Raw genomic sequence first — 19379 nt, forward strand, 5'->3', positions numbered from 1 at the left:
TCCTGCGTCGGCTCTACTTCAAGCATTAACTCGGGCGCTCGAAACCGATGGCAGATGTAAAGCTACCCTTTGGCTGGCGCGACGGCGAGTACATCCATATCAGCCATGTGGATCGCGGACTGAAATGCAACTGCCAGTGTCCCGGTTGCAAAGCCGATTTGATTGCGAAGAAGGGCGAGGATACCGCCCACCACTTCGCCCACCGCGCAAAGACTGATTGCACGTACAAGCCAGAAACAGCGCTCCACGATTACGCAAAGCGCCTGATTGCCCGGCAACTGGCATTCACCACGCCTTTTCTCTATGTGGCTATCCAGGACGACAACTACAGGTTTTGGGTCGATGAGACAGTGCCCGGCAAGGAACACGCAATTCTTTCTGGCGCCTTCGAACAGGGATTTAAGGAGATCGTGCCCGATGTCCAGTTTGAGACCGACGCCGGGCTGCTTTTCGTCGAAGTGGCGGTCACCCATTTTGTTGATCGAGAGAAGCGTTCAAAGCTGAGGCGCTACGGCATTCCAACGGTTGAAATCGACCTCTCAAAAATTGCCCTGAATACGCCACTTGAGGAGATCGATAAAGCCGTTCTCTCCAAGATGTCGCTGCGAAAATGGGCGTTCCACCCCGACGAATTTGATCTTCAAACTCGACTTCGGAAGCAGTTGCAGGAAAAAATTGCTCAATATGAATACGAGAATTGGCGAGATAACCCCTACGACCCGGATCTTGATGACGACGACCGCCACGAGGACGATGACGGCGAGGGATGGGACTTACTAATCCAAGCAGCCGATGACTACGGCGGCGAAATGACTCATGAATGGCTACAGTCCATCCCGCAGAACCGAAGAATCGAGACTTACAAAACACTCAACCACCTAGCAAAACTGACCTATCACTGTTTCTTGCTGGATCGACGACCAGAAACCTTGCCGCTGCTCTTCAACCGCAGAGATGCCGTTGGACCGCCATTTCTCTGCCCTTCCATCGTTTGGCGAACAGGCGTGTTTTTCCGTTTTGTGGTCGCCAACACTAAAAGGCGGGAGTTCAGACTTGGCGATGTCCTCCAATGGTGCCGCACCCGCTACGACACGTTTTCCTACGGGACCGGATTCGACGATCCTGACTCGCGCTATACCTCCCAAATAGATATCGATGACGAGGTAACAGAATTTCTACTGGAGCTTGAGCGGGAAGGCTACCTGGAATCTGATGGCTTCATTGCAAAGCGCCGAGTATTCATCCCGGCGATTAAATACCTTCCGAATTGGAGCCGTTTCAAGAGATAAGCTCTTGAATGGATTACAATCGCACGATTATGACACGCTCCGAACTCATCGCCCGCCTCACTGAACGCTTTCCGTCATTGGTCACAAAGGACGCCGAAATGTCGGTCACGGAAATCCTTGCTGCGATCAATGCAGCCCTGGCACAAGGTGATCGCATCGAAATTCGCGGCTTTGGCAGCTTCGCGCTGAACTACCGTCCGCCACGCACCGGGCGGAACCCGAAGACCGGGGAGAAGGTGGCGGTTGGCGCAAAGAGGGTACCGCACTTCAAGGCTGGGAAGGAACTCCGTGAGCGGATCGAAGCGTCGGCACCAAGGGAAGAACCGGAACCGATAAAGAAGGCGGCTTGATGCCTGACTACCGCGCTGCCCTCGCCACCCGGTCCTCATACGTCGAGAACGTGCTCACCCACTCTATGATCGCCGCACTCGCTGGAGAGCTTTGGCGGCGCGATCCTGAGGTCCGTATGGACATCCTTCGAACTGAGGTTGATGAGTCGGGATTCGATCTGGTCCTCACAATGTCAGGGCGAACACGGTTCGTTCAAATCAAGCAGGTCAACTCCGAGGGGAAAAACAAAAGCTTCTCCGTCCGAACCGATTTCACGCTGATGCTAGGTAGTTGCGTTGTGGTCATTGTCCATCGGGACTTCGACCTGGCTATCGAGGGTTACCGCTATTTTGGCGCCACCCCGAACGATCCGATGCCAAGCGTCGATGCCTTCAACTCCTCAGTCCTTCCCGGTCGACGGGATAAGGAAGGCAACAAGAAGGTCCGCGAGCACTACCGGGACATTCCAGGGTCACGCTTCCGGAAGCTGCCTTCCGTTTCTGATCTGCTGGACGCCCTATTCCCGAACGCGGCTTCTCAGCCAGCGGAAGCCTCGCAGGTCTCTGCGCCTGCACTTGCTGGCTGATCTTCGGCGACAACAACGCCCTCTGTTTCCAGGAAATAGAAGTTGCCGAACGCCGTCCAGTTGAACTGATAGCGGCGCTTGAGAACGATGAAGACATCCTTCCCGCCGATGGGGATGTCTAGAGTGATTGGGCCTACTTCTACTTTGTCAGATTCCATTTCAATCCGATGCTTAGAGGATAGCGGCTTGTTTTTTGTAGGCAAAATCCTTGGCAAGCTGTCGTCGTCGATGGCGATCCTCGATGGACGCGGCGAGGTCGGCATCGGTTTCGATCTTGGTCGGCAGCTTGTGGCGCATGATCTCGACCAAATCGTTGCAGGACAGCAGATCGGCCGTCTCGCGATGGGCCAGACGCTCCTTGGCGAGGAACATCAGCGCGACCATGACCAGCGCCATGTGATGGTGCCATGCCTGCCAGCCCCTGACCTGGTAGTCCGCCATACCGCAGGCGCCCTTGGCGTCCTCGAACGCGCGCTCGACGAAATGCCGGGCCACCTGCATGTCCGCCAGCCGGCGCAGGCTGGCCTCGGGCTTGGCATTGGAGAGGCAGAACTTCAGCTTCGTGCCACCGATCTCGCGACGCACCAGCAAATGCCAGCAGCGTGCCCGTTGTTCGGTACCATCCCACAGCCACACCCGCTGTTTCAGGTAATCGGCGACGACTTCACCCTTTTCTCCCTCGCGCACCGACAGCCGACACCAGCGCGACGCCGGCTGGGCAACGGCCCAGGCCGTCGCTGTCAGCGGCGGGGTCTGTGCCTGCAAACGGCTGGGGGCTTTGCCTTTGGTTGTTTGACGCGCCGGTACGGCCGGGGCCGGATCGGACAGGTAGATCGCCTGATCAGAATGAACCTCCGCCAGGAAGGTTTCGCGCTCGCCCGCCAGGGCGCGCAACAGCCACGGCAGATGCCCGTAGCCGGCATCGAACACGACGTGGGCGAAACGCAACCCTTCCCGCCGCAGGCGATGGATCATGCGCAGCGCCATCTCGCCCTTGGTGCAAAATTCCATTCCCTCGGGAATGCCAGCCTCCTGGCAACGGGCCGCATCGGCGAACCATTCCTCGGGAATATACAACTCCCCCTCGACCAGCGCGGCGACCCGATCCCGCACCACGGCGGCGAAGACGCCGACTTGGCTGTTGTCGGTCTTGCCCAGGCGCCCGTTCCACTGGCGCGCGACACCGGCCGACATGTCGCCCTTCTTGGCGAAGGCACTCTCATCAATCACCAACGCGCTGGCGTGGCCGAAATGGACGTTGGCATCGGCAATCAGTTGCCGGCGCACGCCGCTGCGGTTCCAGGCCGATTCGCTCAGCATGTGGTGGAGCCGCTGGTACCGACTACCCGAGACGGTCTCGGCCATCTTCTCCAGGTTGCGTCGGCGGCACTGGAAGAGGCCATGCAAATAGAGGCGTGCCGCGTCTTCGACCGAGCGCGTGCGGCTCTGGAAGCAAGCAAGGTACGGCGCGAAGTGGGAATCGAAGTGCGCGACTGCGGAAGCAACCAGCGCGGCAATGCTATTGGGGTATTTGAGTTGACATCGTAATCGACAACTCGTTGATAAACAATGGATTGCATTATATCAGGGGACGTTTGACGAAAGGGAAATTAAAGTACGTTAAGCCTTTGGAATTGGCTGTAACGGGGAAGTAAGCCGAAACGGACGTAATGGGCGCGTCACATTCACATGCGTGCAGCGGACTTCTGACCGGGAACGGTCAGGAGTCCTATGTACAAAGCGCCGCGAGAAGCCGGAACCGCCGAAAATTCCGGCGATCAACCGGCAAGCTGCTTGAGGCGCTCGGCTAGGCGGCCGAAAGCCTCGTTCACGTATCCCAGCTTTACGCCAGTTTGCTGCCATTCAAGGTTTCAGGCTGTCCGGCAGCTGGGTGCCCGTAGCTGCCGTTCGCGCAGCCAAGTGTTCAACGGCTGGTATTTGATTGCAGCTGCCGTTCCCGCCAACAGTACCCTCGCTAGTCTTCGCTCTCAGCGGTCATTTGGTGCGCGCCGTTTGAGCGACTGCTACACATGACGTTGCTGCCATTCGAGCTCGCCCGACGAAAATTTCTGGTGCGGAGTGCCTTGAACTAACCTGACGCCTGGTCCGCGTAGTCGATTCTTCACAATGCGGTAACACGATTGTAACCGTCGGCGATTAATGTCGCCCTTCCGATTTGATTTGCTTTATTGCATGCCGATGTTGATTCGAAACTCGAATCAGCCACGGCGGCATGGAAGGGGTGCCCTTGATTTATCTGAACGACGTATCCATCCGATACCACGACGATCTGGTGGCCCTCCAGCCGACCTCGCTACGTTTCGGTCGCGGGGAGTTTACTGTACTGCTGGGTGCTTCCGGTGCCGGCAAATCCACCCTCCTGCGCTGTCTTAATCTGCTCAACAAGCCAAGCACCGGTCAGATCAATGTGGATGGCATCGGGGCGATTGAGGGCAGCGCGGCCTTGCAGACCCATCGCCGTCAGACCGGCATGGTTTTCCAGCAGCACCAGCTCATCGAGCGCCATACGGCCCTGGCCAACGTGTTGCTCGGGCGTATCGGCTATCACTCCACCTGGCGTAGCCTCTTTCCGCTGCCACGCGCCGAGCGCCAGATAGCGCTGGAATGCCTGAACCGGGTTGGTCTACTGCACAAGGCACTGCACCGGGTAGACCAACTGAGCGGCGGGCAACAGCAACGAGTAGGCATTGCTCGGGCCCTGGCACAACAACCCCGCCTGATGCTGGCCGACGAGCCCGTGGCGAGTCTCGATCCCGCCAGTTCTCGCCGGATACTTACCCAACTCAAACAGATCTGCCGCGAAGATGGGATTACTACCGTGGTCAGTCTGCACCAGGTCGAATTCGCCATAGAGTACGCCGACCGGGTGATCGGCCTGGCCCAAGGCCGCATCGTCTTCGATGGGTCGCCCGATGCGCTGACCGAGGGTGTGCTTGACATGATCTACGACCAGACGACGCCAGTGCCCACGCGGCCCACCAAAAATGCTCACCTCCTAAACAATCCATCGCTTGACCTAGCCATCATTGAGGACTAACCCATGAAAAATCTGCTCGCCCTGCTCGGCGCACTCACCATCGCCATTGGCGTTCATGCCGCGCCCAATCCGGACCCGCAAACGCTCAAGGTGGCCCTGCTGCCGGACGAAAATGCTGGCACCGTCATCAAGAACAACCAGCCCCTGAAGGATTACCTGGAGACCACCCTTGGTAAGAAGGTTGAACTGATCGTAACTACCGACTATTCGTCAATGATCGAAGCCATGCGCTTCGGGCGCATCGATCTGGCCTACTTCGGCCCGCTCTCCTACGTACTGGCTCGCCAGAAAAGCGAGATCGAACCCTTTGTGGCCCTCAAGGCCAAGGGCAGCACGACCTACCAGTCGGTGATCATCGCCAATACAAGTGCCGGGATTACGCGCATCGAGGACATCAAAGGCAGGAACATGGCATTCGGCGACAAGGCATCGACGTCGAGCCACCTGATTCCAAAGTCCGTCCTTGCCGAAAAGTCGCTAGATGCCGGCCGGGACTATCAGGAACATTTTGTCGGCTCGCATGATGCTGTCGCCATGGCAGTCCAGAACGGACATGCCCAAGCCGGTGGCTTGAGCCGTCCGATCTTCGAGTCCTTGGTCGAGCGCAAAATCATCGATCCGGCCAAGGTGTCGGTTCTCGAATATTCCAAGCCCTTTCCCCAGTACCCCTGGACGATGCGCTCCAACCTGAATCCTGAATTGAAGGAGAAGATTCGCGCCGCCTTCCTCAATCTTAAGGACCCTGCTGTTCTCAAGCCCTTCAAGGCGGAAGGTTTTGACGTGATTACCGACAAGCATTACGACGTCGTCCGCAATCTGGGCCCCCTCCTCAAGATTGATCTCGCCAAGTTCCAGTAAGCATGAATACTCGCAGCCTCGATCACAATGTGATCATTGATCAACAGCAGCGCGCCTGGAACAGCGGCGCGCTGCGACTGGTGACGATGCTTCTTGTCATCGGCCTATGCATCCACTATGTCGGACTGTTCGACGGGGAGCGCCTAGCTGACGGAGGCCCTGCCATCCTCCTTTTACTCAGTGAAATGTTCCCGCCGGACTTTCAGAACGCCCGCAGTTGGCTCAAACCGCTGATCGATACGCTGGCCATGAGCGTGGCCGGTACCGCTCTGGCGGTCGTGCTATCTATTCCCCTGGCCTTCCTCGCGGCCCGCAACACCACGCCGCATCCGGTGATCTATCAGGTGGCCCGAGCCACCCTGAATGCGCTGCGCTCGATTCCCGAACTGATCCTGGGCATCATTTTCGTTGCTGCGGTTGGCTTTGGCGCGCTGCCTGGCGTACTGGCTTTGGGCTTGCACTCTGTAGGCATGATCGGCAAGTTCTTTGCCGAAGCCATCGAGCATGCCGACGAAGCGCCCATTGAGGCAGCTCGTGCCGCTGGCGCCACGCCTATCCAGGTTCTCCTGCACGGGGTTATCCCGCAAGTGCTGCCGCAAATGGCGGACATCTCGATCTATCGCTGGGAATACAACTTCCGTGCCTCGACTGTCATGGGCATGGTGGGCGCTGGCGGCATTGGCTTCGAGCTCATGGGTTCTCTGCGCATCATGCAGTATCAGGAGGTCTCGGCCATCCTGCTTGTGATCCTGCTCATGGTTACGCTGGTTGATACATTCAGCAGCACGCTCAGAAAACGCTTCAAATGAATGGAGACAATATGAAGCCTAAAGTCGTCCTTACCAGCTGGGTGCATCCGGAAGTCATCAATCGGCTGGCTGAACATTGCGACGTAGTTCCCAATACGACTCGCGAGCGCCTCTCCAGAGAGGAAATCCTGAGTCGCGCCAAGGATGCAGATGCGATCATGACCTTCATGACCGACAGCGTCGACCAAGAGTTTCTGTCTTCCTGTCCCCGTCTGAAAGTCGTCGGCTGTGCCTTGAAGGGTTATGACAACTACGATGTCGATGCCTGTACCCAGCATGGCATCTGGCTCACCAATGTGCCCGATCTGCTGACCATTCCGACAGCGGAACTGACGATCGGCCTGTTGATCGGACTTACCAGGAAGATTATTCAGGGCGATCAACTGGTCCGCAGCGGTTCCTTCGACGGATGGCGACCTGTGCTTTACGGCGCCGGCCTGACAGGCCGAACTTTAGGCATCATCGGCATGGGTGCTGTGGGACAGGCCATCGTTGCCCGCTTGCAAGGCTATGAACTAAAGCTGTTGTACGCCGACCCCCGACCTTTGCCCCCCGAGATAGAGGCTCGCCTTGGTCTGCGCCGTGTCGCTGTGGATCAATTGCTGGCGGAAAGCGACTATGTCGTTCCGATGCTTCCGATCAGCGAAGAAACGCTTCACCTGATCGACGCCGATGCGATCACAACCATGAAAGCCGGAGCGTTCCTCGTCAATGCCTGTCGTGGTTCCGTCGTCGATGAGGAGGCGGTGGCTGATGCGCTTGCTGCCGGCAAGCTCGCCGGGTATGCCGCGGATGTCTTCGAACTCGAGGAGTGGGCCCGGCCGGATCGACCGACGAATATATCCGGACGTCTGCTGGCGGATTCCGAGCGAACGCTGTTCACACCACATATTGGCTCTGCCGTGGACTCCGTCCGCCTGGCGATTGAAATGGAGGCAACGACCAATATCCTGCAGGCCTTGGCTGGCCAGGAACCGCAAGGTGCAGTCAATCGCCCGGTAGCAAAGGTCGCAGCCTGAACACACTCAACCTCGACCAGGTTGCGAGTTTTCTCGCTATCGCCCGACTGGGCAGCTTTCGTGCAGCGGCGCAAGAGCTGGGGATTTCCCAGGGGGCCATCTCACAGCAATTACAAAAGCTGGAGCGCCTACTGGGTGCCCGTCTTGTCGAGCGGGACCCCAAGGGCTGTCGGTTGACGGTGGAAGGGCGGGAGTTCGAAGGTCATGCCCGAGATCTCCACCGCCTCGCCAACAATGCGCTCAACACATTTCGAGAGCGTCGCCTTGTCGTCGGCGCCAGCAGCAATATTGGCATCTATCTGCTCCACCCTTATCTCAAGGCGTATGGCGACGAAAGCGGGGCAAGCATTGACATCCAGATTAGCCGAAACCTGGTGGTTGCCGAACAACTCGCCAAAGGCGAGATTGATGTCGCTCTCATGGAATGGTGGGACGAGCGTCCAGGCTATGTCTCGCGCGTCTGGCGAACAGAGGAAATGGTTGTCATCGTTGCGCCTGAACATCCCTGGGCAGGATTGCCCTATTTGAGTTGCAGCCAATTAAGGCAGACGCCGATGCTTGGCGGCGAGCCCGGTACGGGTACTGGACGGCTTCTGGCGGAGTATCTGGGTATCGAATTGGCAGAGCTATCAATCGGTGCACGCCTGGGTTCAACCGATGCCGTCAAGCAATGGGTGAAAGCGGGGATGGGTGTGTCGTTGGCACTTGCCGGAACTGTCGATGATGAGACAAGATCAGGGAAGCTAGTCGCCATCCCGCTGGAAGGAAACCCGCCACCACGCAAGGCCCTTCAGGTGGTTTGGCGGGATTCGCTCAGCGATGAGCATGCGGCTTGTCGATTCGGGACTTGGCTGGTTGAATCAGCCGCGTTATCGCATCAAAAAAATGTCCAGGTTCATCCAGCGCGCTGGCCATTGGGTGAGTAGCGAAATTCGACAAGCAGCCGCTCAGATTCGTCATCTGAGAGTATTCTGTTGGACGTAGTTGAAAGGCGGCAATGGAGGCTGTAGCTGCCGCTAAATCTGCTCGCACCCAATGACCGATAACGCCGAGTTGCTCGCGTAGGCTTTCCGGCAGGTTTCAGAGTCAAGCGGTCGGTCCGATGACCACTCAGGAGAAGAGGCGACCGGCAGCTCTTGGCCCAGACTGTGTAAAAACGTGAACGAATTTCGCCTTGCCAGGTCAATGCAGTAGGCATTTACTGGGGGCGACTGAGATGAAGCGTTTCGTTCAAGGCGAGAGCCGGACTCAAAGCACATTGTTGCCGGAGCTACTCGATGACTATATTTCCGAATCAAATCCAGTCCGTGTGATTGATGTCTTCGTCGATGAACTGTCGCTAGGCAAACTAGGTTTCGAAGGTGTTGATCCGGCAGAGACGGGGCGGCCGGCCTACCATCCATCGGTACTGCTGAAACTCTATATCTACGGCTACCTCAACCGCATCCAGTCGAGCCGGAGGTTAGAGCGAGAGGCTCAGCGTAATGTAGAACTGATGTGGCTGACGGGACGTCTCACGCCTGACCACAAGACTATCGCCAATTTCCGCAAGGACAATGGCAAGTCCATCCGGAATGTTTGCCGTCAATTCGTTGTCCTGTGTCAGCAATTAAGTTTCTTCACCGAAGCCTTGGTCGCCATCGACGGCAGCAAATTCAAGGCCGTGAATAATCGTGATCGGAATTTCACCAGCGCCAAGCTGCAACGGCGGATGGAGGAAATCGAATCAAGTATCAATCGCTACCTGACTGAACTTGACACCGCCGACCGCCAAGAACCGGCTGTGGCGCAAGCCAGGTCAGAGCGACTACAGGACAAGATCGCTACCCTGAAGGCACAGATGAAAGAACTTCAGGCCATTGAGGTTCAACTCAATGCAACACCGGACAAGCAGATTTCCCTGACCGATCCGGATGCCCGTTCGATGAAGACCCGTGGCACGGGGATCGTCGGCTACAACGTCCAGACAGCAGTGGATGCCAAGCATCACCTCATTGTTGCGCATGAGGTCACCAACATCGGCATTGACCGAGACCAGCTGAGTTCCATGGCCAAGAGCGCTCGTGCGGCGATGGGCGTGGCAGACCTCACCGTGATTGCCGACCGGGGTTATTTCAAGGGCGAAGAAATTTTGGCCTGCCACGAAGCGGGCATTCATGCCATTGTTCCCAAAACGACCACTTCCGGCGCTAAGGCGGCGGGACGATTTGACCGGGCTGACTTCATTTACGATGCGGAGAAAAATGAATACTGCTGCCCGGCCGGAGACCACCTGATCTGGCGATACGCGAGTCGGCAGGACGGCTTGCTGCAAAATCGGTACTGGAGTTCAAACTGCCAGCGATGTGCCATCAAGGAGAAATGCACCCCCAGTACGAAACGACGCATCACTCGATGGGAACATGAGGGTGTGCTTATGGCCATGCAAAACCGACTGGATCACGCACCCGACAGCATGCGTATCCGGCGTCAGACGGTGGAGCATCCCTTCGGAACGCTCAAGTTGTGGATGGGCAGCGCGCACTTCTTGACCAGAACACTGGATCGGGTGAGCACGGAGATGGGATTACATGTGCTCGCCTACAATTTGAAGCGTGTGATGAAAATCCTGGGCAATGAGTCCCTGATGGAAGCAATGCGGGCCTGAAAAGGCCTTAATTCGAACCGGTCTGTCGTTTTACTACCCAATTCCACCAATTCCCCATCGCGACGGCCCAACCGCACGTCAGGCCTGCAAAATTCCCGCTACGTTTTTACACACTCTGGGCCGGCAGTTGCCTGATGATAATTTCATTGTAACTATGCCAAGTTGGTCAGGCGCCTGATATTTGCTGGTTATATTTGGTGAGAATTCATGGTCAACTCACGTGATATTCCGCACCAATCGGCGGAATTCGTTCATGCTCATCAGTAGCCCGCCTCTTTCTGGTGACGGAATGCCATGACATAGACCGCATCGGCCGCCGGTTCGTGGCGGTACAAGGCCACATAGCCGGAATCCCCGTAGGTAATCACCAGCTCGCGCAACTCCGGCATGTCAGGGAGCGGTCGGCCAATGTCTGGGGCCGTTTCCAGCAGCAGGAAGTGCCGCTCAATGGCCTGGCCGGCCCGCCTGGCGGCTTCCGGGGCCTTGGCGACCAGGAACTGCCGACATCGTTCCAAACCATCCGCCGCGCCTTCGGTGACGATTACGTGTGGCACTCAGGCATCGCCTTTTCGTCTTCGGTGCCCCAGGTGTTCAACCAGGTGCGCACTTCCTGGCCGGTCAAGTGCCGTCCGGTTTCCTGATAGGCCGCCCAGGAAGCTAAGGCTTCCTGTTTGAAGCTCTCGCGGGCTTCCTCCCGTTCGACGTATTGCTGGATGGCTTCGAGCATGATCCAGTGCGGCGAGCGGCGGCGCTGACTGGCGAGGTGTTGGACGCGGCCCTTCAGCGCCTCTTCAATCTTGAGCGATGTTGCCATTGCTGTTCTCCTATCACTTGGTAATACCTAGTGATAACTTAGCCCTTCCGGCCCTGTCCGTCAAATGATCGTCTAACGGCCGCGCCAATATTGTCCGTAAAGATGTTGATTTAGCGAGAAGTCGGACAATATAATTGTCGGACGGAATAACGGACAAAAAGCTCAGAAATGGCATTGATTGGCTATGCACGTGTATCGACCGCGGAACAGGATACTGCCTTGCAGACGGATGCGCTTCGCAAGGCCGGATGCGAGCGCATATTTGAGGACACGGTTTCCGGTTCTACATCGGAACGGCCCGGCCTGTCATCGGCACTGGCGTTCCTGCGTGAAGGTGATGTTCTTGGGGTTTGGCGACTTGATCGGCTGGGCCGTTCCTTGCCTCATCTGATCGAGGTTGTCGCCGGACTGGAGGCGCGTGGTGTGGGATTTCGCTCCCTGACCGAAGCCATCGACACCACGACACCCGGCGGTCGCCTCATCTTTCACGTATTTGGCGCGCTCGGACAATTTGAGCGCGATCTGATCCGTGAGCGCACCAAGGCAGGTTTGTCCGCCGCCGCTGCACGTGGCCGCAAGGGAGGGCGAAAGCCCGTGGTGACGGACGAGAAATTGCAGAAGGCCAGGATGCTACTAGCTCAAGGGCTCAACGTTCGCGAGGCCGCGCTACGACTCAAGATTGGAAAGACTGCGCTTTACGTGGCATTAAGCACTACACAGCCAGCACCCAAGGATAGCAGCGCCCCGACTTCTGAAAATGACACTCGCGCTGGCCCGCCTGGCACACATGTAAGCTGAGAATTCGGCATCAGCCGGGAAACGCTCTACCAATATTTGCGGACAACAACCGAATAACCCATGCCACGCCGATCACTCTTGACGACCGTCCAACAGGAAGCGCTGTTTGCCTTCCCTGGCTCCGATGTGGAGATTGCGCGGTATTACACCTTCGATGAGCGCGATCTGTCGATCATTCGCCAGCGGCGTGGGGCGCATAACCGGATCGGCTTCGCTGTTCAACTGTGCTACCTGCGCTACCCCGGCTACGCGATGGCCGCCGATACCACGCCGCCGGATGCCCTTCTGTCGCATGTATCGCGGCAGTTGCGCATCAATCCGGCAGCATGGGCCGAATATGCTCAGCGCGACGAGACCCGGCGCGAACATGCGCTCGAATTGCAGGCGGCATTTGGCTATCGTCCGTTCTCTACCGGGGAATACCGGAAGCAACGCGGCACGTTGACGGAACTGGCGCTCCAGACAAACAAAGGGATGGTGATCGCCGAGCAGTTGATTGAAATACTGCGCAAGCACCACATCATTTTGCCGCCCGCAGGAGTCATCGACCGTTTATGCGCGGAAGCATTGGCGCGTGGCACGCGCTTGTTCTACCAACGATTGACGGATGAATTGGACGCCACACATCGCAAACAACTGGACAAGCTGCTCACGCCACGCGATGACGTGCGCACCATTGTATTGACCTGGCTGCGCCAGCCGCCCGGCGAAGCGAAGGCAAGGCGCATCCTGCTGCATCTTGGTCGCCTTGATGCCATTCGTGAGGTCGGCTTGCCGGTCGGTCTTGATAAAATGGTGCATCAAGGCCGACTGACGCAATTGGCCCGCGAAGGGACGCAGATGAGTATTCAACATCTGCGCGATCTGGAAGCAACGCGCCGGCACGCGACACTGGTGGCCATGCTGATCGATACCCAGGCTACCGTCATCGACCAGATACTGGATTTGAACGACAGGATCATCGGCAAGATGTTCTCCGATGCGAAACGCAAGCATGCGGAATCGTTCCACAACAAGGGCAAGGCGATCAACGACAAGGTGCGGCTGTATTCGCGTGTGGGCCATGCACTGATTGATGCGCGCAAGACCGGCACCAATCCGTTTACGGCAATCGAAGCGGTCATCCCCTGGGAGACCTTCACGCAAAGCATCACGGAAGCAGAAAAGCTGGCGCAGCCGGAATCGTTCGATCATCTTCATCTAATCGAGGAGGGTTATAGCCAGGTGCGGCGCTATTCGCCCCGTTTGCTGGAAGCGTTCGCGTTCAAGGCAGCACCGGTCGCGCAAAAGGTGCTGGACGGTATCGACACGATCAAAGCCATGAATGCGGCTAACGCCCGGTCGATGCCGAAAGATGCACCGGTCGAATTCATCAAACCACGCTGGGAACAATATGTCGTGAAAGATGATGGCATTGACCGCCGCTTCTATGAACTGTGCGCATTGTCCGAACTGAAAAATGCGTTACGGTCGGGCGATGTATGGGTGCCAGGTTCGCGGCAGTTCAAGGACTTCGAGGAATACCTTTTGCCACCAAACCGATTTGCGGCGCTGCGCAATGCGGGCGATTTGTCGCTGGCAATCGACACCGATGGCGAACGCTATCTGCAGGACCGACTGGCGCTACTCAAAGAGAAATTGGTTGAAGTGAACCGCCTGGCCGCTGCCGGTGAATTGCCTGACGCAGAAATCGCCAACGAATTGTTAAAGATCAAGCCACTGACCAAAAGCGTACCGGAAGAAGCGGAACGGCTTGAAGAACACATTTTTGGCGTGATGCCTCGCCCCAAGATTACCGAACTGCTGCTTGAGGTCGATCAATGGACGGACTTTACCCGGCACTTTACGCACCTGCGCACCGATGCGCTGCCCAAGGACAGGTCGGCATTGCTGACAGTGATCCTGGCCGACGCCATCAACCTGGGGCTGACAAAAATGGCGGAGGCATGTCCGGGAACGACGTTCAACAAACTTGATACCGTGCGCGCCTGGCACGTTCGTGATGAATCGTATTCAAAAGGGTTGGCCGAATTGGTCAACTACCAGCATCGATTGCCGTTCGCGTCGCATTGGGGCACGGGCAAGACTTCTTCATCGGATGGTCAGAACTACAAGGTTGGCGGTCGTGGCGGGCAAACCGGACAGGTCAACTTACGGTACGGTTCAGATCCCGGAATCAACTTCTATACGCATATTTCCGACCAATACGCGCCGTATCACATCAAGGCCATCACCTCAACAATACGCGACGCGACGCATGTGCTGGATGGTTTGCTGTACCACGAATCGGAACTGAACATCGAGGAACACTATACGGACACCAACGGCTTTACCGATCACATATTTGCATTGTGCCCGCCACTTGGCTTCCGCTTCGCACCCCGTATTCGTGACCTCAAGGACAAGAACCTGTTCGTACCCGATGACCCGAAGAATTACCCGGCGCTGGCGAACTTTCTTGGTGAAAAAATCAATCAGAAAATTATTCTGACGCAATGGCAGGAATATCTGCGCCTGGTCACGTCAATCAAACAAGGCACCGTGACAGCATCGCTGATGTTGCGCAAGCTTGCCAGCTATCCACGACAAAACGGCCTGGCGCTTGCACTGCGCGAAATTGGGCGCATCGAGCGCACTATTTTTGCGCTGGACTGGCTGCTCGACCCGCGCTTGCGCCAGCGCGTGACTGCCGGCCTGAACAAGGGTGAGGCGAAAAACACATTGGCTCGCGCCGTATGCTTCAACCGGCTTGGCGAAATCCGGGATCGCACCTACGAGCTTCAACGTCACCGAGCCAGTGGCCTCAATCTGGTTGTGGCGGCGATTATCTTGTGGAATACGGTCTACTTGGAACGGGCAGTCAACGCGATGCGTGCCCAGGAATATCCCATTGATGAGGCGTTGCTCAAGCATGTTGCGCCGATTCACTGGAACCATATCAATCTGACTGGCGACTACGCCTGGAAACAGCATCGGAGGGTCGAGAAAGGCGGATTCAGGCCGTTACTACCAATTCCAAAGGCTTAACGTACTTTAATTTCCCTTTCGTCAAACCTCCCCTATCAGATGGCGTCCGCATCAGCCTGTTTTCTAATCTGACAAAGTAGAACTAGGGATTTTCCATGGGTGGCTGGCTTGCAAAAGGAGTAATGCAATAGCCAGAATTGTAAATGAAAATAAATCTCATTTCAATTTCCAACCCGGTCGTGGCTATTGTTTCTTGCTCACCTCGCCGACCATGCGCTCAAAGCTGGATGCCCCGCTCGTTTTCATAAACATGCAGAGCTTGCCAGTACGCTTACACAGATCCTTTACTCGCCAGTAGGCGTTATGACTGATGCAGCCGGCCTGACAGATCGCAATATCGGCAGCGGCCAGCACGCCATCGATCCGGTGCATGCTTTCTTTCAGGCCACCGTCGTGAGACAGGAAACGTCCGCCAGATTGCTCAACCACCTCCCGGTAAGAGGTCACTACGCTGGACCTGCCGCCCATGAACAACACTCATTTCCCAGCGAGATCGCTTTAGGGGTCTGACAGTGCCTCATCCTCGCGAGCCAAGGATTCCAGCGTCTCCTCTGCATAACGGGCGAATTCCCGCAGGCGGTTCAGTTCCTTGTCCCGTTCTGCCAATTCTGCTTTGAGCCGAACATTGTGCTGCCAGACTTCATCGCGCTGCCCGCGAAGATGCCCATCCAGCAAGCCTTTGCGGGAAACGACTACATTCCAGAGCAGGGCAATAACAGCAATCAAATGTATTTATTCGCGTTCTAACCGGACATTGCTGATGCAAGTATGCCAAACTTACCGGTGGGTAATGATCGTAAGCTACCGCGTAATTTTTGAGCAAGATGGACTTTCCGGGGTTTTAGCCAAAAACTCCCAACATTGACCATGCGGGATGGGCGGTGTTATTCCCGATCCGACCGGCAGAGGAGAAATTAGTGGAACGCAACATCGCCCCTACCGTAGTGCCACCGCCCTCGCCAAGGCAGGGCCCCCTCGTGCAAGATTCCTTGGAGACCGGAGCCATCGTGCTCCGGCCGGAGCAGGTGCCGCAAGCCGAGCAGGCGCTTGCCGCGCTGGACTTCGCGGACGTTCCATCCGGCGACATCATCAAGATCGGCCTCGGTGCCGAACAGGCGCTGCAGAAGACCCTCGACGGCTTCCTCGCCCGGCTCGACAAAAAGACGGCGTCCAAGGTGTTCGCTCTCTTCGGGCGCCTGGAAAAAGGTGTCGATGACGCCAAGCTGCCTGAAATCCTGGAGAAGATCCAACAGGGTGAAGCCCCGGGGTTCTTCGCCGGTCTGTTAGCCAAGCTCACCGGCCGCAAGCCCGAGGAAGCCTTTCGCGAGTTCATGCAGGAGATCGGCGAGTTGATCTCGATCCGGACGCAGACGCTGGCCGACGAGATGGTCCGCCTGGAGGGCGAACTGTCCAAGGAAATGAAGACGCTGTTCGGCGAACTGCAGGCGCTGGAGAGCCTCAAGCAATCGTACGGCACGCACTTCGCCAGCTTCACCGTCGATGCTGCAGTCGCGCGGGCGTTTCTCGAAAAGGCCCGGCAGTACGTAGCGCAGCAGACTGCGGCAGCGGACCCTGCCGACGTGTCCGCCCAGGCACGGTTGCGTGAGCTGCAGGACAAGCTCAGCCTGCTGGAAAGTCGGGCCCTTGCGCTCGAAGGCACCTATACGCGCCTGCCGGCCGACCAGATGGTGATCCAACAGATCGAGGCCGCCGGAATCGCGACGCTGCAGGAGACCGCCACAACGGTGTCCTCGCGCTTCGCGTCGATCAAGATGACCTTGCTGGCTATCCACGGTGCATTCGCGGTCAAGTCGGTGCAGCAGATCGCTGAGCGCCAGGCGCGCCTCGACCAGCAATTGACGCAACTGCGCGGCCAGGCCACCAAGGACGTGGCAATCGCCGCGGCCAAGGCACCCGGTGACAACCGTGTCGCGCAGGCGCAGCAAATCGCCGCGATCATCACGCAGACGCGCGAGATCCACGAACTGGTCGAAACCGCAAAGCAGGAAACCGAAGCGAAGTTCGAGGCGGCGCGGCAGATGTTCGAGCAGTCGCGAGCCGAGCTCGCGGCGCTGCGCAAGGCATGACAACAACCCGGAGAAAACCATGCTCACACTAACCCTTGACAAGCCCGGTGCCGCGCCGGCCCGCAAGCTGCAACTCTCGCTCAACAAGGGCGCTGCGTTCAAGGTGACCGTCGCATGGCAGTGCGACGCCCGCCATCAGGACGACATCGACATCCATGCGCTCGAGGCACGCAACGGCGGCAATGGCGCGAAGGTTACGGTGCTCGAAGAGATTCTGTCCACCTACAACACGACGAAGATGAGCCCGAAGACCGGCGTGCTGCCAACCGCGGCCGACGGCTCCTTCGCCACGCCCACGGGCGGGCTGCGGCACTCCGGCGACGTCCGGGTCCAGGGCAACACCGAAACCATCGTCATCGATGGCTCGAAACTTCCCGCGGACGTGAACGAGATCCCCCTCTTCGCCACCGTCCACAAGGCCGAACACACCGCGGGGCACGACGAGGGCTCCGCGGCCGAGGACGAGGCGGCCTTCGCTGACATTGAGGTCTGCACCGTCACCATCGCCGACGAGAGCGGGCGCGAGCTGGGCGCCTACCAGCTGTCCAAGGAATTCGGCGAGTTCAACGTGGTGCAGCTGGGCAGCATCATGCACGGCGACAACGGCTGGGAGTACGCGCCTGTCGGCCGCGGCTTCACGGGAACGTTCAACGACGTTCTGGGCCACTTCTCCTGAAGGCCTGCTGTGCCGCCCACGAAGGACAAGTTGCGCCCGACGGTCATCGGCGCCCCGGGCGCTTCGCTGCGCACCCCCGCGGGGGCCGCGCCGCAAGCGCAGGACGTCCTGTCGCCGACGCGTCGTGTCCCCGCTGCCACGCCGGTGGTGCGGCAGCCGACGGCCATCCCGGGTGCCGAACGAAAGCGGATCGAAGTGGCTGTGTCGGATTTGCAAGCGTTGTCGCCAGGCGCAGCTGCCGGGGTATACCAGCAGGCGCGAGCACTGGTCGGCGCATTCGTCGTCGACAAGGCTTCGCAGCGCAAGGCGATCCTGTGGGGCCACAACCTGCAGCAGGTGCACGGCGACCTCGTCACCGAGATGCTTGCCCTTGCGCGCAGCCCTGTGCTGCGTCAGGTGGAGGGCTACCTCGCGCGAATGATGGACATTCTGGGATCGATCGACCTCATGGCCGTCTGCGGACATGGCGGCGACAGTCTCGTGGGCCGGCTGTTCCAAGGCATCAACAGCCGGATCGACACGCCGGGCGAACTTGCCCAGGCCCAGGCCGAGCTGGAGCAGCTGCTGGCACTCATGGGTGGCGCACTCGACCCCCTGCTGGATCTGAAGGACCGGCTGCTGCGCCTGTCCGGGTCGATGGAGGGGACCGCGGCACAGGTCGAAGCTTCTGCCATCGGCGCCCTGTTCCTGTCGGAGCGCCTTCGTCAGGGCGACGCCGCACTGGCGCAGTGCTTCGTGGAGCGCAGCATGAGTCTGACGCAGACCCTGGTGCAGATGCGGCAAGCCGGCTCCACGCGAGAAATACAGATCGAGCAGCCGATCCGCCTGATCGGCGCCATCCAGAACGTTGCGCTGGTCGTGATGCCGGCGTTCATCGGCAGCATCGCGTCCATCGCCACCCTCAGCGCCAGCAAGACCACGATCTCGCCGACCGAAGCCGGCGAACTGGCCTATCGGCTGCGGGACATCATCAGTCAATTGAAACCCTGAACCAGGAGCAAACATGAACAGCAAACTCACACTGAATCTGGACAAGTCGGCCAACGCGCTGCGCTTGGCGCTCGACAAGGCCGGCGTGGTGGCGAACGTGAAGGCGGAAACCGCCGCGATCATCGACGTCTCCGGCTCGTTCGAGCACGAACACGAGGAGGGCACGACCAGCATCCTGATCGAGCGGCTCGTACCCTACTGCATGGTGCTCGACCCGGACCGCAGGATGGATGTCTTCACCTTCAGCGCTGGCGAAGACAGCGCCCACTACGTGGGCGCGGTGACGCCCGACGATGCGCGCGACTACGTCACGCGCAACATCGTCGACAGGGTTCCGGGTTGGAAGGGCGGCACGACCTACAGCTTCGTGCTCGAGCGGGCGCTCGAGCAC

General features: G+C 58.2%; 21 protein-coding genes. 15 read left to right on the forward strand and 6 right to left on the reverse strand.

Translation table 11 applies throughout. From position 1 onward, the window contains the following. The first annotated feature begins 47 nt into the window (after positions 1-47). From WBK19_RS02870 to WBK19_RS02880, 3 genes are read left to right on the forward strand one after another with little or no spacing between them, the layout of a single operon-like run. The gene (locus WBK19_RS02870) at positions 48-1289 is read left to right on the forward strand and encodes a competence protein CoiA family protein (protein ID WP_511286787.1); all 1242 of its coding nucleotides are present in this window, start codon (positions 48-50) and stop codon (positions 1287-1289) included. 29 nt (positions 1290-1318) lie between these two features. After that, positions 1319-1639: an integration host factor subunit beta gene (locus tag WBK19_RS02875; RefSeq protein ID WP_310492147.1), complete on the forward strand. Its 321-nt coding sequence runs from the start codon at positions 1319-1321 to the stop codon at positions 1637-1639. Further along, positions 1639-2205 carry a hypothetical protein gene (locus tag WBK19_RS02880; protein WP_511286789.1) on the forward strand — a complete coding sequence of 189 codons (567 nt, stop codon included), beginning with the start codon at positions 1639-1641 and terminating at the stop codon, positions 2203-2205. The genes WBK19_RS02875 and WBK19_RS02880 overlap by 1 nt, the downstream gene beginning before the upstream one ends. Here the strand turns inward: WBK19_RS02880 and WBK19_RS02885 are convergent. After that, positions 2157-2363, reverse strand: coding sequence for a hypothetical protein (locus WBK19_RS02885; RefSeq protein WP_511286791.1), 207 nt, complete (start codon positions 2361-2363; stop codon positions 2157-2159). The genes WBK19_RS02880 and WBK19_RS02885 overlap by 49 nt on opposite strands. Before the next feature lie 13 nt (positions 2364-2376). Beyond that, positions 2377-3780, reverse strand: coding sequence for an IS701 family transposase (locus WBK19_RS02890; protein ID WP_494650601.1), 1404 nt, complete (start codon positions 3778-3780; stop codon positions 2377-2379). Between the two features lie 673 nt (positions 3781-4453). On the opposite strand from WBK19_RS02890, the gene phnC reads away from it, so the two are divergent. The 6 genes from phnC (at position 4454) to WBK19_RS02920 (ending at position 10596) form a co-directional block, all read left to right on the forward strand. Beyond that, positions 4454-5263, forward strand: a complete 810-nt coding sequence (phnC, locus tag WBK19_RS02895) for a phosphonate ABC transporter ATP-binding protein (RefSeq protein ID WP_153133008.1) — start codon at positions 4454-4456, stop codon at positions 5261-5263. Positions 5264-5266: 3 nt separating this feature from the next. Continuing rightward, positions 5267-6121: a phosphate/phosphite/phosphonate ABC transporter substrate-binding protein gene (gene phnD / locus WBK19_RS02900; protein ID WP_153133009.1), complete on the forward strand. Its 855-nt coding sequence runs from the start codon at positions 5267-5269 to the stop codon at positions 6119-6121. Between the two features lie 2 nt (positions 6122-6123). After that, positions 6124-6930: a phosphonate ABC transporter, permease protein PhnE gene (gene phnE / locus WBK19_RS02905; RefSeq protein WP_153133010.1), complete on the forward strand. Its 807-nt coding sequence runs from the start codon at positions 6124-6126 to the stop codon at positions 6928-6930. Positions 6931-6941: 11 nt separating this feature from the next. Then, positions 6942-7949 carry a phosphonate dehydrogenase gene (locus WBK19_RS02910; RefSeq protein WP_153133011.1) on the forward strand — a complete coding sequence of 336 codons (1008 nt, stop codon included), beginning with the start codon at positions 6942-6944 and terminating at the stop codon, positions 7947-7949. Then, positions 7946-8875 carry a LysR family transcriptional regulator gene (locus WBK19_RS02915; protein ID WP_153133012.1) on the forward strand — a complete coding sequence of 310 codons (930 nt, stop codon included), beginning with the start codon at positions 7946-7948 and terminating at the stop codon, positions 8873-8875. Before WBK19_RS02910 ends, WBK19_RS02915 begins: the two co-directional genes overlap by 4 nt. A 290-nt stretch (positions 8876-9165) precedes the next feature. Beyond that, a complete protein-coding gene (locus WBK19_RS02920) occupies positions 9166-10596 on the forward strand; it encodes an IS1182 family transposase (protein WP_226461979.1) in 1431 nt (476 codons plus the stop codon). A gap of 260 nt (positions 10597-10856) precedes the next feature. On the opposite strand, the gene WBK19_RS02925 is transcribed toward WBK19_RS02920, so the two are convergent. Both WBK19_RS02925 and WBK19_RS02930 read right to left on the reverse strand, forming a co-directional pair. Then, complete coding sequence (locus WBK19_RS02925) at positions 10857-11150, reverse strand: type II toxin-antitoxin system RelE/ParE family toxin (RefSeq protein WP_129927734.1); 294 nt, start codon at positions 11148-11150, stop codon at positions 10857-10859. After that, the gene (locus tag WBK19_RS02930; RefSeq protein WP_129927733.1) at positions 11138-11410 is read right to left on the reverse strand and encodes a CopG family ribbon-helix-helix protein; all 273 of its coding nucleotides are present in this window, start codon (positions 11408-11410) and stop codon (positions 11138-11140) included. The genes WBK19_RS02925 and WBK19_RS02930 overlap by 13 nt, the downstream gene beginning before the upstream one ends. 168 nt (positions 11411-11578) lie before the next feature. On the opposite strand from WBK19_RS02930, the gene WBK19_RS02935 reads away from it, so the two are divergent. Next, positions 11579-12208 carry a recombinase family protein gene (locus WBK19_RS02935; RefSeq protein WP_153133013.1) on the forward strand — a complete coding sequence of 210 codons (630 nt, stop codon included), beginning with the start codon at positions 11579-11581 and terminating at the stop codon, positions 12206-12208. A 60-nt stretch (positions 12209-12268) separates the two neighbouring features. Beyond that, positions 12269-15235 (forward strand): Tn3 family transposase, encoded by a 2967-nt coding sequence (locus WBK19_RS02940; RefSeq protein ID WP_153133014.1) that lies wholly within the window; start codon positions 12269-12271, stop codon positions 15233-15235. A gap of 183 nt (positions 15236-15418) precedes the next feature. On the opposite strand, the gene WBK19_RS02945 is transcribed toward WBK19_RS02940, so the two are convergent. Together WBK19_RS02945 and WBK19_RS02950 are read right to left on the reverse strand one after the other, a co-directional pair. Next, a complete protein-coding gene (locus tag WBK19_RS02945) occupies positions 15419-15703 on the reverse strand; it encodes a DUF2325 domain-containing protein (protein WP_424191413.1) in 285 nt (94 codons plus the stop codon). Between the two features lie 30 nt (positions 15704-15733). Beyond that, positions 15734-15961, reverse strand: a complete 228-nt coding sequence (locus WBK19_RS02950) for a hypothetical protein (RefSeq protein ID WP_494650573.1) — start codon at positions 15959-15961, stop codon at positions 15734-15736. Positions 15962-16152: 191 nt separating this feature from the next. Here WBK19_RS02950 and WBK19_RS02955 point away from each other — a divergent pair, with 191 nt between their 5' ends. The 4 genes from WBK19_RS02955 to WBK19_RS02970 form a co-directional block, all read left to right on the forward strand. After that, positions 16153-17322 (forward strand): hypothetical protein, encoded by a 1170-nt coding sequence (locus tag WBK19_RS02955; protein WP_494650575.1) that lies wholly within the window; start codon positions 16153-16155, stop codon positions 17320-17322. A 19-nt stretch (positions 17323-17341) separates the two neighbouring features. Then, complete coding sequence (locus tag WBK19_RS02960; RefSeq protein ID WP_494650576.1) at positions 17342-17998, forward strand: TerD family protein; 657 nt, start codon at positions 17342-17344, stop codon at positions 17996-17998. A gap of 30 nt (positions 17999-18028) precedes the next feature. Beyond that, complete coding sequence (locus WBK19_RS02965; protein WP_511286797.1) at positions 18029-18988, forward strand: hypothetical protein; 960 nt, start codon at positions 18029-18031, stop codon at positions 18986-18988. Between the two features lie 13 nt (positions 18989-19001). Beyond that, the coding region (locus WBK19_RS02970) for a VWA domain-containing protein (protein WP_511286799.1) at positions 19002-19379 on the forward strand (378 nt) is incomplete at its 3' end.

It is taken from the genome of Azonexus sp. (assembly GCF_049652925.1).
Taxonomy (GTDB): Bacteria; Pseudomonadota; Gammaproteobacteria; order Burkholderiales; family Rhodocyclaceae; genus Azonexus.